This is a genomic window from Aestuariibaculum sediminum (genome assembly GCF_014596945.1).
Lineage (GTDB): Bacteria > Bacteroidota > Bacteroidia > Flavobacteriales > Flavobacteriaceae > Aestuariibaculum > Aestuariibaculum sediminum.
This window is the reverse complement of record NZ_JACVXB010000004.1, coordinates 169,059-185,060: the sequence shown is the minus strand read 5'-3', so window position 1 is coordinate 185,060 and position 16,002 is coordinate 169,059. Positions and strand designations below refer to the sequence as shown.

The 16,002-nt window shown below is 33.1% G+C and carries 19 protein-coding genes; 8 read left to right on the top strand and 11 right to left on the bottom strand.

The genetic code is table 11. The features are described 5' to 3' along the window. Positions 1–9 precede the first annotated feature (9 nt). On the top strand, positions 10–795 hold the full coding sequence (locus ICJ83_RS10825; protein ID WP_188230412.1) for a bifunctional metallophosphatase/5'-nucleotidase: 786 nt from the start codon (positions 10–12) through the stop codon (positions 793–795). Here ICJ83_RS10825 and ICJ83_RS10820 read toward each other — a convergent pair. The 5 genes from ICJ83_RS10820 to ICJ83_RS10800 form a co-directional block, all read right to left on the bottom strand. Next, a complete protein-coding gene (locus ICJ83_RS10820; protein WP_188230411.1) occupies positions 792–1,592 on the bottom strand; it encodes a hypothetical protein in 801 nt (266 codons plus the stop codon). The two genes, ICJ83_RS10825 and ICJ83_RS10820, sit on opposite strands and share 4 nt — an antisense overlap. A 67-nt stretch (positions 1,593–1,659) precedes the next feature. Continuing rightward, positions 1,660–2,370 (bottom strand): hypothetical protein, encoded by a 711-nt coding sequence (locus tag ICJ83_RS10815; protein WP_188230410.1) that lies wholly within the window; start codon positions 2,368–2,370, stop codon positions 1,660–1,662. 84 nt (positions 2,371–2,454) lie between these two features. Further along, the gene (ligA, locus tag ICJ83_RS10810) at positions 2,455–4,452 is read right to left on the bottom strand and encodes an NAD-dependent DNA ligase LigA (RefSeq protein ID WP_188230409.1); all 1,998 of its coding nucleotides are present in this window, start codon (positions 4,450–4,452) and stop codon (positions 2,455–2,457) included. 10 nt (positions 4,453–4,462) lie between these two features. Continuing rightward, positions 4,463–5,326: a peptide chain release factor N(5)-glutamine methyltransferase gene (gene prmC, locus ICJ83_RS10805; protein ID WP_188230408.1), complete on the bottom strand. Its 864-nt coding sequence runs from the start codon at positions 5,324–5,326 to the stop codon at positions 4,463–4,465. Next, complete coding sequence (locus tag ICJ83_RS10800; RefSeq protein WP_188230407.1) at positions 5,317–5,814, bottom strand: GNAT family N-acetyltransferase; 498 nt, start codon at positions 5,812–5,814, stop codon at positions 5,317–5,319. The genes prmC and ICJ83_RS10800 overlap by 10 nt, the downstream gene beginning before the upstream one ends. Positions 5,815–5,867: 53 nt before the next feature. Between ICJ83_RS10800 and ICJ83_RS10795 the strand changes: the two genes are divergently transcribed. From ICJ83_RS10795 to ICJ83_RS10780, 4 genes are read left to right on the top strand one after another with little or no spacing between them, the layout of a single operon-like run. Next, entirely contained in the window at positions 5,868–6,320 is a 453-nt protein-coding gene (locus tag ICJ83_RS10795) for an LEA type 2 family protein (protein WP_188230406.1), read from the top strand. A gap of 6 nt (positions 6,321–6,326) precedes the next feature. Then, on the top strand, positions 6,327–7,331 hold the full coding sequence (ribD, locus tag ICJ83_RS10790; protein WP_188230405.1) for a bifunctional diaminohydroxyphosphoribosylaminopyrimidine deaminase/5-amino-6-(5-phosphoribosylamino)uracil reductase RibD: 1,005 nt from the start codon (positions 6,327–6,329) through the stop codon (positions 7,329–7,331). Continuing rightward, complete coding sequence (locus ICJ83_RS10785; RefSeq protein ID WP_188230404.1) at positions 7,324–7,929, top strand: HAD family hydrolase; 606 nt, start codon at positions 7,324–7,326, stop codon at positions 7,927–7,929. Before ribD ends, ICJ83_RS10785 begins: the two co-directional genes overlap by 8 nt. Continuing rightward, the gene (locus tag ICJ83_RS10780; protein WP_188230403.1) at positions 7,929–8,543 is read left to right on the top strand and encodes an IMPACT family protein; all 615 of its coding nucleotides are present in this window, start codon (positions 7,929–7,931) and stop codon (positions 8,541–8,543) included. The genes ICJ83_RS10785 and ICJ83_RS10780 overlap by 1 nt, the downstream gene beginning before the upstream one ends. A 1-nt stretch (position 8,544) precedes the next feature. Here ICJ83_RS10780 and ICJ83_RS10775 read toward each other — a convergent pair whose 3' ends face one another. Further along, entirely contained in the window at positions 8,545–8,943 is a 399-nt protein-coding gene (locus ICJ83_RS10775) for an acyl-CoA thioesterase (protein ID WP_188230402.1), read from the bottom strand. Positions 8,944–9,130: 187 nt separating this feature from the next. On the opposite strand from ICJ83_RS10775, the gene dnaA reads away from it, so the two are divergent. From dnaA to ICJ83_RS10760, 3 genes are read left to right on the top strand one after another with little or no spacing between them, the layout of a single operon-like run. Continuing rightward, positions 9,131–10,558 carry a chromosomal replication initiator protein DnaA gene (gene dnaA, locus ICJ83_RS10770; RefSeq protein WP_188230401.1) on the top strand — a complete coding sequence of 476 codons (1,428 nt, stop codon included), beginning with the start codon at positions 9,131–9,133 and terminating at the stop codon, positions 10,556–10,558. Positions 10,559–10,571: 13 nt separating this feature from the next. After that, positions 10,572–11,024, top strand: coding sequence for a low molecular weight protein-tyrosine-phosphatase (locus tag ICJ83_RS10765; RefSeq protein WP_188230400.1), 453 nt, complete (start codon positions 10,572–10,574; stop codon positions 11,022–11,024). Positions 11,025–11,082: 58 nt separating this feature from the next. After that, positions 11,083–11,739, top strand: coding sequence for an SAM-dependent methyltransferase (locus tag ICJ83_RS10760; protein ID WP_188230605.1), 657 nt, complete (start codon positions 11,083–11,085; stop codon positions 11,737–11,739). A 10-nt stretch (positions 11,740–11,749) separates the two neighbouring features. On the opposite strand, the gene ICJ83_RS10755 is transcribed toward ICJ83_RS10760, so the two are convergent. The 5 genes from ICJ83_RS10755 to dapF all read right to left on the bottom strand — a co-directional run bounded on the left by ICJ83_RS10755 (position 11,750) and on the right by dapF (position 15,771). Continuing rightward, positions 11,750–12,409 carry a peptidoglycan-binding protein LysM gene (locus ICJ83_RS10755; protein ID WP_188230399.1) on the bottom strand — a complete coding sequence of 220 codons (660 nt, stop codon included), beginning with the start codon at positions 12,407–12,409 and terminating at the stop codon, positions 11,750–11,752. Positions 12,410–12,521: 112 nt separating this feature from the next. Next, a complete protein-coding gene (locus ICJ83_RS10750) occupies positions 12,522–13,433 on the bottom strand; it encodes a DUF2279 domain-containing protein (RefSeq protein WP_188230398.1) in 912 nt (303 codons plus the stop codon). After that, on the bottom strand, positions 13,433–14,476 hold the full coding sequence (gene mltG, locus ICJ83_RS10745) for an endolytic transglycosylase MltG (protein ID WP_188230397.1): 1,044 nt from the start codon (positions 14,474–14,476) through the stop codon (positions 13,433–13,435). Before mltG ends, ICJ83_RS10750 begins: the two co-directional genes overlap by 1 nt. Then, complete coding sequence (locus ICJ83_RS10740; RefSeq protein ID WP_188230396.1) at positions 14,477–15,001, bottom strand: GNAT family N-acetyltransferase; 525 nt, start codon at positions 14,999–15,001, stop codon at positions 14,477–14,479. Beyond that, on the bottom strand, positions 14,998–15,771 hold the full coding sequence (dapF, locus tag ICJ83_RS10735; protein WP_188230395.1) for a diaminopimelate epimerase: 774 nt from the start codon (positions 15,769–15,771) through the stop codon (positions 14,998–15,000). Before dapF ends, ICJ83_RS10740 begins: the two co-directional genes overlap by 4 nt. Between the last annotated feature and the right edge of the window lie 231 nt (positions 15,772–16,002).

Here is a 16,002-nt window from a genome sequence, read left to right as displayed (position 1 = left end):
TATTAGCTCATGGAAGTATCGATCGATCCCTTTAATCCTAACTATAGTCAATATGTAAATCAGGGCGGTATAGCAAGACGTGCTAAACTTATTGAAAATATTAGAAAGGAAAACCCAAATACCTTAGTTTTTGATGCTGGCGATATTTTTCAAGGCACCCCATATTTTAACTATTACGGTGGTTCGTTAGAGTTTAAACTTATGAGCATGCTTAAATATGATGCTGCTACGCTTGGTAACCACGATTTCGACAACGGCATTGAGGGTTTATATAAACAACTCCCACATGCTAGTTTCGATTTTATTTGCTCTAATTACGACTTTTCAAACACCATAATGCATTATCATACGAAACCATTTAAAATCTATATTCTTGAAGGCAAAAAAATTGACGTATTCGGATTAGGAATTGATCTTTTAGGTAAAGTAGTTCCTTATTTTTACAAAGAAACCAAATATTTGGACCCTGTAGAAATCTCTCAGGACATGACTCGTATTCTAAAATATGAAAACCAGTGTGATTTAATTATTTGCTTGTCCCATTTAGGCTACGAATATGATAACTCAGATAAAATAAGTGATTTAAAACTTGCAACATTAACAAAAGATATCGACTTAATTATAGGGGGACACACGCATACATTTATGCAAAACCCCACGGTTGTAAAAAATTTAGCTAACAAAACAACACTAGTAAACCAAGCAGGCTGTTGGGGTATTAAATTAGGCCGTTTGGATTTTTATTTTAACAACAACAAACCTTCGCATGTTAACGGAACTTCTATAAATATTTAAACGAAAATATTTTCCGAACCAAAGTCATAATCCAATCTAGATTCCTGACTATAGCTCCAACTTACCGCGGCATATTTGAAAATAAAATACAATGACAACGCATAAAATGACTGTTCTAAAATTACGAAAACGTCATGATTAATATAATACAGGTTTATATAATTTAAACCGACAGAAAAAGACAAACTTATTGCAGCAATAAAAAACATAGTTGATGTTCTGGACTGTGTTTTTAAATATACTCCAAATGAGATAATAGTTAAAACAGCCAAACTAATACTTATAAGCGCAAATAATTTTGGCTCAATAGAACTTTCTAAAACTAATTTTAAGGCTTGGTATACTTGCAATACAAAGAAGGTACTTATTAAAAAAACCACTAGTAAATACCCTAGAATAATACCCTTTATAACTTTAAGCTTAAATTTTTTAACACTTTGAAAAATTAAATAAAATATTCCAATTAAATAAAATACACTTGACGCCGTTACTTCCATATTGGCGTTAAAAAACAAATGAGAAGCATCTCCAATAAACGAGAATAAAATAAAAGCAATTACACTAATATTCATTCTTTTGTACTTTATAAAATAAACAAGTGAAAAGAGAGGAATGAATAGCAACACATTATGATTAACTAACCAAGCATTGGAAGTTAACGTTGCTATAATACTAAGTGCAATTAAAAACGACATGGTCATAAAAAACACACTGTCTGGCATTTTGGTAAATTCAGTCTTCATGGTAATTTCATAAGTAGGTGCAGCTAATTTAGAAAAGACATGTATTTGACCCAAAAAAAATAGCTTTTAATCGATAAAAGGACACCTTTAAGGATAAAGTCTTACAAAACCAAATAAAAAACTATACTATTTCAATGCTATCCAATTGTTCTTCTAACAATTTTGATTGCTTATAAAAGAAGTAAAAACCAATAAGATAAAGTGTGGTTGATAATACATTTAGTAAGTTACGTTCAGATATATAAGTGTAAGCTACCCATATTACTTCTGCAAAGACTACACAAAGTACTCCTAAAAATAGGTAAAGAGCTTTAACATTATCTTTGTAAAAATAACCTAACAAGGCAAAAGAAAGCATGGTTAACAATACAATATTGTATATTAATTCTATACAATATTCATTGGCTGCACTAACATAGGGAACAACGGTATTTTGTAATGCAAATACAATATAAACACTTAATACTGTTAACACTAATAAATGTATAATATAGTTTTTTATTACATATTTAAAATTTAAGGATTTACATATTTCTAAAATCAGGAAAATATAAGACAATATGTAAAGCCCGTTTCCTAAGAAATAGTCTATTTTATTATATCCTTGAATATCCTCTAAGAACACTAATAAATCGGAAATTGAGAAACATACCAAAAACAAGCTGAAAAACAACGATTTTCTATCTACTCTCAAAAAATACACAATGGTAATCACCGGTATTATTAACGAACTACTGTAATAAGCCAAGTGTTCATGTCCCGTAAACTGAAACAAGACAGACAATATGTAAATTATCATAACCAAACCCTCAATTATTTTTAATTTAAACATGATAGCAATCTAATAATCAAGGACAAATATAAACAAATAATGTAATTAAACGACAAAAAAATACATTTTATCGATTAATAATCATTAAACACCTATCATTTGTAGGAAATCAAACTCGCTTTTTATTTCTACATTAAGGCTTTCCGCCTTTTTTAGCTTACTTGGCCCCATTTTATCTCCAGCAACTAAAAAACTAGTCTTTGACGAAATTGAACTACTTACTTTTCCTCCATTTTTCTCGATAAGCGCTTTTAATTCGTTTCTCGATACTTTATTAAAGACACCAGAAACCACTATGCTTAACCCCTTTAATATATCGGTTTGTCCCTTTAATTCTTCCTGCGAAATTTCTACCTGTACTCCAAAAGCTTTTAAACGATTGATAATTTGTAAATTTTCTTCGGAAGCGAAAAAGGTCCGTACACTTTCAGCTATTTTTACACCAATCTCATCAACATTTACTAATTCATCAAGAGAAGCTTCAGCTATGGCATCAATACTTTTATAATGTTTAGCAAGTTTTTTAGCAACAGTTTCACCAACGTATCTAATCCCTAATGCGTATAAAACCCTTTCAAACGGAATATTCTTAGACGCTTCAATACCCTTTATTAAATTATCAGCACTTTTTTCTGCCATACGTTCCAAAGGAATAACTTGTTCCTTTGTAACTTCATATAAGTCAGAATAATTAGTTATTAGACCCTGTTTAACTAATAAAGTCACCGTTTCTCCTCCTAAACCTTCAATATCCATGGCCTTTCTAGAAATATAATGCTGAATACGTCCAATAATTTGAGGTTCGCATCCATTATAGTTTGGGCAATAATGTTGTGCTTCGCCAGCATGTCTAATAAGTTCTGTATTACATTCCGGACAATGTTTAATATATTGCGTAGGCACAGAATCTGTTGGGCGCAATGTTAAATCGACCCCTAGTATTTTAGGTATTATTTCACCTCCTTTTTCCACATATACTTCGTCTCCTACACGAACATCTAACTTTTCGATTTGATCTGCATTATGTAATGAGGCACGTTTTACAGTTGTACCCGCCAATTCGACAGGTTCTAAATTTGCCACAGGTGTAATAGCACCGGTTCGACCTACCTGATAAGTAATACTATTAAGTCTTGTAGAAACTTGTTCAGCCTTAAACTTGTAAGCCATAGCCCATCGTGGTGCCTTTGCTGTATAACCTAACTCCTCTTGCTGTTGTAAATTATTTACTTTTATCACAACGCCATCGGTTTCATAAGGCAAATTATGGCGTTCTTCATTCCAGTAGTCTATAAATTCTAAGACTTCATCAATAGAATGCGCTAGTTTCGCAACCGACGGCACTTTAAATCCCCATTGACGAGCCTTATCCAGACTTTCAAATTGCGTGTTTACTCCTAAATTTGTTCCTGTTAAATTATACAACAAACATTCTAAAGGTCGTTTGGCTACTTCGGCACTATCTTGAAGCTTTAAACTTCCTGAAGCTGTATTTCTTGGGTTTCGATACGGCTCCTCTCCTATTTCAATACGCTCTTCATTCATTTTATTAAACCCATCGAAAGGCAAAACTATTTCTCCTCGTATATCGAACTTTTCTGGAAAATCACCTTTCAATTGTAAGGGTACCGATTTTATGGTACGCACATTTGCAGTTACATTATCCCCCTGAAATCCATCGCCTCGTGTCACTGCTTTTACTAATTGACCTGCTTCATAGGTTAAACTAATAGAAGCTCCGTCGTATTTTAACTCACACGTATACTGAATATCACCATCAACCAGCTTTTTAATTCGGGTTTCCCAATCCTGTAAATCTTCCTTTGAATACGAGTTATCCAAGGAATACATGCGATGCTCGTGCGCTACAGTTTCAAAATTTTTAGTTACAGCACCACCTACACGCTGAGTTGGAGAATTCATATCTAAAAACTCTGGATGTTTAGCCTCCAACTCTTGAAGTTCTTTAAGTTTTAAATCGAAATCATAATCTGAAATCTCTGGTGTATCTAAAACATAATACTTATAATTATGCTGATTTAATTCTTCTCTAAGCTGTTTTATATATTGTTCTGTATTCATGGGATAATTACTAATGCTTTTCTCCTTTTATCATTCTGTCTTTCTTAAAGACATCTTGTTTTAATTGAATATTTTTAAAATTATTACTGGTTAATAAATGAATCATCTCTCGACCTAAAAATTCATTTATCTCAAAAAACAAAGCACCTTGCAGTTTTAAATTTGAACTTGCATATTTTGCTATTGCGTTATAAAATAACAGCGGATTGTCATCTTTTACAAACAATGCTAAATGCGGCTCATTATTTAACACATTGGGCTTCATTAATTGTTTTTCCTGTTCTCTTACATAAGGTGGGTTGGAAACAATAATATCAAACTTTAAGTTTTTAAATTTATCATTCCAGGTTTCAGGATGTAATATATTGGCTTCTACAAACTCGAGTTCAACATCATTAATTTCTGCATTTTCTTGAGCCATTAGCAGCGCTTCTGGGCTTACATCTAAGGCATATACTTTCGCCTTTGGTATATTTTTGGCTAATGAAATAGCTATGCACCCACTACCGGTTCCGATATCCAGAATATTTACAGTGTCATTTGTTAATTCAGGTTGATGTTTAATTATCCATTCCACCAACTGCTCAGTTTCAGGTCTTGGAATTAGTGTATATGGGTTCACTTTAAAAGTAAGTCCATAAAATTCGGTTTCCCCAAGAATATATTGAACAGGTTCCTCCTTTTTTAGACGCTCTAGAGCTTGAAATATTTTATCAGAATCATCTACTGAAAAGCTTGGATCCATGGCGAGTTTAATTCTCGACATGTTATAATAGGATTCAGAAAGACTGAAAAAGAAAGCGTCTACTTCTTCTTTTCCATAAATAGCATCTAATGCCTTGTGAAACTTTTCCTGTATGTTTTTTAATCGCATAATTCTTTAATCATCCAAACACCACATGAATAATGCCCTGTATTTCCTAGAGCTCCATCGAGGTGTTTAAACCCATATAATTCGTAAATATGTATCGCTGCTTTTAACTGGGGAGCAGATTCTATATAACAAGATGTAAAACCTAATTTTTTCGCCGTTGCCAAACACTTTTCGAAAACAAGTTTACCATAACCGGCTCCCCTTATTTCGGGCGCAAAATACATTTTTTGAATTTCACAACACCCCTTATTGTTTCCCGCTAAAGGTTTTAATCCACCTCCACCCATCACGACACCATTTTTTTCAACTACAAAATAAATAGAATTTGGTTCCTGATAGGCTTCAAACATACTTTTCGTTTCGGGGTCTTGATACGCTGTGCCTTCTAAAGGGATATTAAATTCGTGAAAACACGCGCGTATAACTCCTTCAATAGACAAATTATCTTTCGCCTGAATTTCTCGAATAACTATAGTATCTTTGTTCACTTTAATTACTTTTTTTTGCGCAAGTGAAGATACTTAAATCCTGAAAAAACCACATGAAACGACTTATAATCTTATCAACAATATTAATGACTTTTTTAAGCTGTTCGGTAAAAGAAAAGCCAGAATTCTTAAGAGTTGAAAATATTCATGTTACAGATTCAAATTCAAAACGTATTACAATTACTGCCGACGCGTTATTTCTAAATCCTAACATTATTGGCGGACAATTAGAGACCGAAGCTATTAAAATTTATGTTAATGACAACGAAATGGGACAGGTTTCGGCTGAACGTTTCGATGTTCCTGCCGAAAAAGAATTTACAATACCTATACATGCCGAAATCCCAACCGATAGTTTGTTTAGTGACAAAAGTCTTAGCGGTTTATTAGGTAGTTTATTTAGCAGAAAAATAAAAGTGCAATACAAAGGTGATATCACTTATAAAATTTTTGGATTTTCATATTCTTACAATTTAGATAAAACCGACGAAATAAAAATTAAATAACCAAAATTGAATATGCACGAACGCTATATACAACGTTGCTTGGAAATTGCCAAAAATGGACTGGGTACTACCCGACCAAACCCTATGGTAGGCAGTGTTATTGTGCATAAAAACCTAATTATAGGTGAAGGGTTTACAAGTGCATATGGCGGTAATCATGCCGAAGTTAATGCAATTAACTCTGTAAAAGATAAAGAAATACTAAAGCAAGCTACCATATATGTGACTTTAGAGCCTTGTTCACATTATGGTAAAACACCACCATGTAGCGATTTAATTATTAAACATAAAATACCTGAAGTCGTTATAGGCTGCTTAGATGACAATATTTTAGTTGCAGGAAAAGGAATAGAAAAATTGCGTAGTGCAGGATGTCATGTCACCGTTGGCGTATTAGAAAATGAATGCAAAGCACATCATAAACGTTTTTTTACGTTTCACAATAAAAAAAGACCTTACATAGTTCTAAAGTGGGCAGAAACCACCGATGGGTTTATAGCTCCTGAAACTAGAACAGAAAAAAAACCAGTTTGGATAACTAACAAATATTCACGTCAATTGGTTCATAAATGGCGTACCGAAGAGCAAGCAATATTAGTCGGTACAAATACGGTACTCCAAGACAATCCGAGTTTAACTTCAAGAGACTGGACTGGGCATAACCCTATTCGCGTTGTAATAGATCGAGAAGAAAAGCTACCAAAAACATTTAGTGTTTTTAACCATGAAGCACAAACCCTTACTCTTACAAAAAACATCATCGATTTCACAAAACCTTTAGCCCAGCAAGTTAGCGATGTGTTACACAATCACAACATCAATTCAGTAATTATAGAAGGTGGCACGAAAACACTTCAATCATTTATTGATGAAAATTTATGGGATGAAGCGCGAATTTTTACAGGAACAACAACCTTTGGTTCTGGTTGTAAATCACCGAAGCTCACCGGACGATTAATTTCAAAAGAACACATTATAAACGATACGCTGAAAATATATTTAAATGATTAATACTCTAATTTTTGATTTTGGAAATGTTTTTATAAACCTGGACATTGAAGGCAATTTAGCTTTAGCTTTAGAAAAATTCAAAATCGAAACATTTTCGGAAGAAATGTTAGCCTTTAACAGCTTTTATGAGCAAGGATTAATTTCAACTCAGGAGTTCATCGACTTTTACAGCGAAAACTTCCCTAACCTTTCTCGTGAAGAATTGGTTACCATTTGGAATTACATGCTAAAAGATTTTCCAAAACATCGTCTAGAATTCCTTCAACAAATAAAAAAAGAAGGCAATTACAATCTTATTTTACTTAGTAATACCAATGAACTACATATAGATTGGGTAAAAGAACACGTTACGTTTTTTGATGAATTCAAAGCTTGTTTCAATCAGTTTTATTTATCTCATGAAATTCAGCTTAGAAAACCAAATCAAGATATATTCGAATTTGTGTTAAAAGAGAATAATTTAAATGTAAACCAATGTGTTTTTATAGATGATAACGCTGATAATTGCAAAACAGCCGAAACTTTAGGTATAAAAACCTGGAACATTAACCCAAAAACAGAAGATATAACAAACCTTTTTAAAACAAATTTATTTTAATGGATTTGGATAACTCTGATATTTACAAAACCATAAAAGCACCTGTTAAGGGTGTACTGTATAAAGATAAAAACAGCAAATTTTTCGGTTACGCCTTCCCGGTGTTAAATGAAGATGACGTAAAAAACCAAATAGAATTACTAAAGAAAGAACATCATTCAGCCAGACACTGGTGCTATGCCTACCAATTTGGCACCGAAAACATAACCTATAGAGCAAACGACGATGGCGAACCCAGCAATTCGGCAGGGATGCCTATTTACGGACAAATACAATCGTTTGATCTTACAAATGTTTTAATTGTGGTAGTGAGGTATTTTGGAGGTGTTAAATTAGGCGTTGGTGGTTTAATTAGCGCCTACAAAACGACAGCGCAATTAACCCTTGAGGAAGCCTTCATAATAGAAAAAACCATCAATAAAAACTTCCTTATTACTTTCGATTATAAAAATATGAATGTAGTAATGCGCATAATCAAGGAAAAAAATCTAAATATTAGCCATCAAAAATTGGAATTAGATTGCCAAATTACCATCTCGGTTAGAAAAAAAGACGCCAAAAATATATTTGAAATATTCAATCAATTATTTGAAATAAAAATTAAAGAAATTTAGACTATTTCTTAATAGCATCCAGTATGTATTGAGGGGCGCGCATAGGACGGTTTGTTTTCATATCTATAAACACCAAAGTAGTAGTTGCTGTTGTTAAAATTTCACCTGCTTCATTAGTAATTTCATATTCAAATTCAATTTTTGCAGTAGGCATTTTAGCTACTTGAGTTTTTACATTAATCACGTCATCATAACACGCTGATTTTTTATAGTTTACCGACATAGAAACAACGGGTAACATAACACCATTTTCTTCCATTGACTTATAGGAAATTCCAAGCTTTCTAAGCCACTCAATACGTCCCATCTCTAGATATAATGCGTAATTTCCGTGATATACCACCCCCATTTGGTCGGTTTCACCATAACGCACTCTTATTTGTATTTCATCGATTTTCATAAGGATAATTAAATATTTTTTTGTAGTTTCGGCAAAGGCACTAACATGAGTAATTTTTTGCAAAAATTCAATAGCAATTGATTTTTTTTTTAAGATTTTTGTTCACATATTTGCCGAGCCAAAGAACAACAAGAGATATATTTTTCTCTTTCATTTAATACAACAAACAAATCCATAAAATTAAACAATGAGTAGAACTGCGCAAACGGTCTGGAATAACTGTCTTGAATTTATTAAGGATAACATCCAACCGCAAGCTTACAAAACTTGGTTTGAACCAATAATCGCAGTTAAACTCACTGACAACGCCCTAAGCATTCAAGTTCCTAGTAAATTCTTTTACGAATGGCTTGAAGAACATTACGTAAAGATACTAAAGGTATCATTAACTAAAGAATTAGGAGAAAAAGCCAAACTGGTGTACATTATTAAAATGGAAAACACCTACGGCAATAAGCAACCGTTTACTGAGAAGATTCCAAGTTCAAACAGAAGTGCTGTAAAGTCACAGGAAGTCGATATTCCTTTGAAAAACAAAAATCCAGAATTACGTAATCCATTCGTTATTCCTGGTATTAGAAATGTTAAAATTGAATCGCAGTTAAATCCGAATTACAGTTTTGAAAACTTTTTGGAAGGTGATTCAAACCGATTAGCACGAAGTGCAGGATTAGCAGTAGCAGCTAAACCTGGAGGCACATCATTTAACCCTTTACTTGTTTTCGGAGGTGTTGGTTTAGGAAAAACCCATCTTGTTCACGCTATTGGCGTTGATATTAAAGACAAGTATCCGGAAAAAACAGTTTTATACATTTCGGCTGAGAAATTTACACAGCAATACATCGATTCGGTTAAAAAGAACAATAGAAATGATTTTATTCACTTTTATCAAATTATCGATGTGTTAATTATTGACGATGTTCAATTCTTATCTGGCAAAACTGGAACTCAAGATGTATTCTTCCATATTTTTAACCATTTGCACCAAAACGGCAAACAGGTTATATTAACCAGTGATAAAGCTCCGGTTGATATGCAGGATATTGAACAACGCTTATTATCACGTTTTAAATGGGGACTTTCGGCTGAATTACAAACACCTGACTTTGAAACACGCGTATCAATTGTTAAAAACAAATTATATCGTGATGGCGTAGATATGCCTGAAGAAATTATTGACTACGTTGCTAAAAATATAAAATCGAATGTTCGTGAATTAGAAGGTGCCATTATTTCATTAATAGCACAATCCTCATTCAATAAAAAAGAAGTAACACTCGATTTAGCGCGTATCGTGGTTGAAAAGTTTGTAAAGAACACCAAGCGAGAAGTATCAATTGACTATATACAAAAGGTTGTGTCTGACTATTTCCAAATGGATGTAAGCACACTACAATCTAAAACAAGAAAACGTCATATTGTGCAAGCCAGACAATTAGCCATGTTCTTTGCTAAAAAGTTCACCAAAGCATCATTGGCAAGTATCGGCTCACAAATAGGTAAACGTGATCATGCCACCGTGCTTCACGCTTGTAAAACCGTAGATAACTTAACAACGACAGACAAGCAATTTAAAAAGTATGTCGAAGATATTACAAAAAAACTGTCTGTTTAAAAATCTGTTTTAAATGACAAATATATTAATGGTATGTTTAGGCAATATTTGTCGTTCACCATTAGCTGAAGGCATTTTAAAAGCCAAATTACCACGAAATTCATTTACAGTTGATTCTGCCGGAACGGCCAATTACCATTCCGGCAGTCAGCCAGACCGAAGATCTGTAGCTGTAGCAAAAAAATATGGATTAGACATCTCCAAATTGAAAGCGAGACAATTTGATGTTTCAGATTTCGATCGTTTCGATTTAATCTATGTTATGGATGAATCAAATTATAGAAATGTTATGGCTTTAGCTCGCGATGATAACGATAAAGCCAAAGTCGATTTCGTTTTAAATGAAATTTATCCCAAAGAAAACTACACGGTACCCGACCCTTACTATGGGGGCGATCAAGGTTTTGAAAATGTTTATAACATGTTGGATGAAGCTTGTTCTATAATTGCAAAAAAACTTATTTAAAGTGAATTCAAAAGGCGTTTTATATTTAATACCAACAACTTTGGGCGACACTAACCCAATGGATGTTTTACCTCAAACTGTAAAACGTGTCATAGAACAAACCAATACTTTTATTGTTGAAAACGATAAAACAGCAAGACGTTTCATAAAAAACATTACTCCGGAAAAATCACAACCAAGCCTTAAAATGTTTCATCTTAATAAATTTACAGATCCTGTAGATTTACCAACATTTTTAGAGCCTTGTTTTAACGGCACAAATGTAGGATTACTATCAGAAGCAGGTTGTCCTGGAGTTGCCGACCCTGGCGCGGATATTGTTAGTCTTGCGCACCAACACAATATTAAAGTGGTGCCGTTAGTTGGTCCGTCTTCTATTTTAATGGCTGTAATGAGTTCTGGAATGAATGGCCAAAGTTTTGCCTTTAATGGCTATTTACCCATTGATAAGAATGAACGAAAAAATGAAATAAAACGTCTGGAACGACTTTCTTTTGAGCATAATCAGTCGCAGTTATTTATAGAAACTCCCTACCGAAATAACAAAATGCTGGAAAGTTTGTGTAATATATTAGAAAAAAATACACAAATATGTGTCGCTTGCGATATTACATTAGATACTGAATTTATTAAAACGCAGTCGGCAGCTAACTGGAAAAAAAATATCGTAGACCTTCATAAAAGACCTACGATATTCATCATTCATAAAAGCTAAATTTAAAGCTTTAAATCGCTTTAGCTTTTCTATTAGGTTTTAACGAAGAGGTATCGTAACCCGAAAACTTTTTCATATAGTATTCGATTGTGGTACCATAACCATCTTCAAAATTGTCTAAACCATAACTTCTTAGATACTTCTTGACACTTCCTGGGCCTGCTAAATGTGCAGCAGCTATAATTCCCGATTCTGTAACCAAAACACCATTAATTCGTTTTCCAACGAAATTTTTGATGTCTCGACGAAGCACCCATTTGTTTCGCTCTGCATTTGCAATAAATGCGCGCTCTTGAAGCTCTGGGTTGTTTAAAAACTTCTTAGGATTTTTAATTCCTAATAATCTTAAAGTTCCTTTTCCAAACTGATATTTACCTAAATACCCTAAAGTATTAACAGTAAAATAATCACCGCCGGATTCCTTAAAGCCTACGGCTTCTTTAAATCCTACAAAAGATTTCCCTAAAAATGGAGAAAACGTTTTGTTCACATCATTCGACGCTAAAACATTATCTTTAATGTTCTCGTCTTGGCTTACAGTATAATTTAACTCTAAGCCAGCTGTTGAGTATTTACCTAAGTCTACCGTTTCATTTGCTGATAACGATACATATGCCAGAATACATATTGTAACACTTAGGGCAATAAAAGTTGCAATACTTTTTCTCATAAAACTAAATTTCTTCAGCCCGATATTTCTACCGTATTTGGCTTGAAAATTTCAGCGTGCAAAATTATAAATTTTTTTAATTATTTCAAAATTAATCGTTTATCTACTTTTTTTACATGTAGAATAGATGAAATACACTGCCTTTTTTATTAATTTCTAATGTAGGAAAAGGTATTTTTACGAAGTTAATAACCTCAAAAACAGTCTTTAGTACTCGTGAATTTGTTTTAATCTTTTCGAGATTTAAATCGAGGCTTAAATAGAATTGGCGATATCTATTATATTTCTCAAAATTGGTTAAACTGTTTTCAGGAGTACCTGACAACATCTCTTCGGCACCATAACCAAAGGCAATATTTAGCCAATCAGGAATATTTTCATGTTTAATGAATGACTTTAAATTAACGCTTAGCCAATATGTTTGTCCATTATAATCTTTTAAAACCCGTTCGAAAAAACCTGTTCCTAATTTATCTGAACGCAGTGAAGCATACTTTGTTTCGTGATAAGAAAACTTTAACAGAATGCGTTGCTCCTTCCAAAGTAATTGCTGACCAATATACAATCCCGTTCCCGAGGCATTGGCCATAATATCGCCCCATGAAAAGCCCCATTCTTCTGAAAACCCATCGAGAACCTCTACTGCAGTAAGAAATCCAAATCCTAAAGTAGCTCCATAGATTAATTGATTTTTTTCACTAACCCCACTCCAGTTTAACAACCCTGCACCTAATTTACCCATCTGATAAGCAGTAAAAGCATGACCCATTTTATCCATTTGCAACCATTCGTTATTATCATTAATGGTATGGAATTTAGATCGGTCATAATCAGAATACCAAAATTGATTTAGTCCTACTAAGGTTAGAGCAGACAAAGAGGTTTCACTAATAAAAACGGTATTTCTTCTGATTTTATTAAGCGAGTCGCTAGGTTTAAAAAAATGGTCTGCATTCGATTGTGAAAATGAATTTAGACTAACACTAAAAATAATTATACAATGTATTAGTCTAGAATTTGTCATTATCTATTAATGCCTTGCGAAGATAAATAATGTTGATACTCTCTGGCATTAACATTATGCTGAGCCAATGTTTTTGCAAACTTATGAAACCCTAAACGTTTCGCATCGGCAGCAAAATAAAGGTACTTATGCTTTTCATAGTTTAACACAGCATCGATTGCTGAAATATCAGGCATAGCGATTAATCCAGGAGGTAAACCAGCATTTTTATAGGTATTATATGGCGAATCTATTTCTTTATGTACGTTCAATACACGTTTAATAACTGTATTTTTATATTGTGGAAGCTGATACGCGGCAAACTTCAAGGTAGGGTCGGCTTGCAATGGCATACCAATACGTAGTCTATTCATGTAAACTCCAGCTATTCGCGGTTGCTCACTGGCTTGCTTTGATTCTTCATAAACAATAGAAGCCAGTGTCATAACTTCATCTTGCGACAATCCTATAGCTTTAGCCTTCACTTTACGCGATTCATTCCAAAAACGTTTATATTCTTTCAGCATGCGCTCTCTAAATGCATCTGCCGAAGAATTCCAGAAAAACTCATAACTATTTGGGATATACATTCCTAAAGCTGTTTTCAAACTGAAATCATTTTTTTCTAAAAATGATTTATCCATCATCGCCTGTATTAAAGACAAACTATCCGCTTCAATTTGCATACTTACTCTACCTGCCAGTTTTTCTAAACTCTCTTGATTATTAAAAGAAATTGTTATCGGTAAATTTTTACTTCGTATAGAATTAATTATTTCGTTATTGCTCATTCCTTTTTTAATAGCGAAACGACCAGGCTTTAAATTGGTATTGTACTTCTTTTGCTTTGCCAAAACATCAAACGATTCAATATCATTTAATAAAGGCTTCAATTGTTCTTTAACATCCTGATATGTTCCATTTGTCGGAACATATATATATGCTACGTCATTATTAAAAGCTGTGTTAGGCTTTAACATAGCATTATAGACAAAATAAGCAAAGTATGCGGCACCCACTAAACCTAATAAGGCTATGGCAACAAGTATTTTCTTTAAGTACATTTAATTATTTATAAGCTGAAATAAATATTCATTTTTATAGGACCCATTAAAATAAATCCAATCCTTTTTTAATCCTACTGCTGTAAAGTTATGTTTGGTAAACAAGTTAATACTTGCTTCATTCTCTTCTGAAACATTACAATATAACTGATGTAAATCAAGATGTGTAAAGCAATAATCAATCAACAATTTTAAGGCCTCACTTCCAAATCCTTTGGAGCGATCGGCTGGCTCCTTAACCAAAATACCTACACCAGAACGTTTATTTTTAAAATCAAAATCAAACAAATCGATCAACCCTAAAGTTTGATGATTATCATTACAAATCACAAGTCGCAATTGTTTTACCTCAAAAATATCTTTGTGAGCTTGTTCTAAATACTGTTTGATTATATATTTTGAATAAGGGGTTTGCGTGCTACTTATCTCCCATATCGATTCATCGTTCTCAATAGCATGAATAAACTCTAAATCCTCAGGTTCGAGCGCACGTAAATAAATATGTTCTCCTTTTAGAGTTATCATATGGTTCCTTTAAAAACATAGGTTGCCGGCCCTATAAGCCATACATTTTTATATAGCTTATTTTCGGCATCAAAACAAACCTGCAATTTACCGCCTTCAACATTAAGATTTATAAGTGTATTATTGGTTTGTTTTAAAGTATGCATAGCGATAGCCACTGCTGTAACGCCAGTACCACATGATAAAGTTTCGTCTTCTACCCCACGCTCGTATGTACGTACTCTAAAGGTATCTTCATTAATTTTCTTTACAAAATTAACATTGGTACCAGCCTGATTATACGGAGCACCATAACGTATTTGAGACCCCTTCGATTTAATATCAAAATCTTCTATTTGTTCTTCAAATTGAACATGATGAGGAGAACCAGTATTTAAAAATACGTGTTTATCATACTCCTCTACGTTTTCTACATCGAGCATCTGAAGTTTTACAATACCATCCTTTATCTCAGCATGATGTAAACCATCAATAGCTTCGAAAACCGCTTTATCCTTTATAACGCCAAGATCTTTTGCAAAAGCGACTAAACAGCGCCCTCCATTACCGCACATGGTGCTTTCATTTCCATCGGCATTATAATACACCATCTTAAAATCTAAATCTGGATGATTTTCTAATAAAATTAATCCATCCGCACCTATGCCAAAACGTCTGTCACATAAAAAAGCAACGCGTTTGGTATCTTTTTTGTTAAACGTTTGCTGACGATTATCAATCATCACAAAATCGTTTCCTGTTCCTTGATATTTGTAAAAAGTCTGTTGCATAATTGAGCGCAAAGATAGGAATAATTAACCGTTTTTACACCTGTTAAACCCGAGTTAAAACAGACGTTAAAAATCGTTAAAACGAAAGAAAACATTCAATAATTAGTTAATTTTAATCGTTATAAGAGCAAAATATTAACATCAATATTATTCAATAATTAATTTTAAGTATCAAATATTACATTTTGAATAAATTGACTGTCATTTTAATAATAAATAAAAATAGTTGAT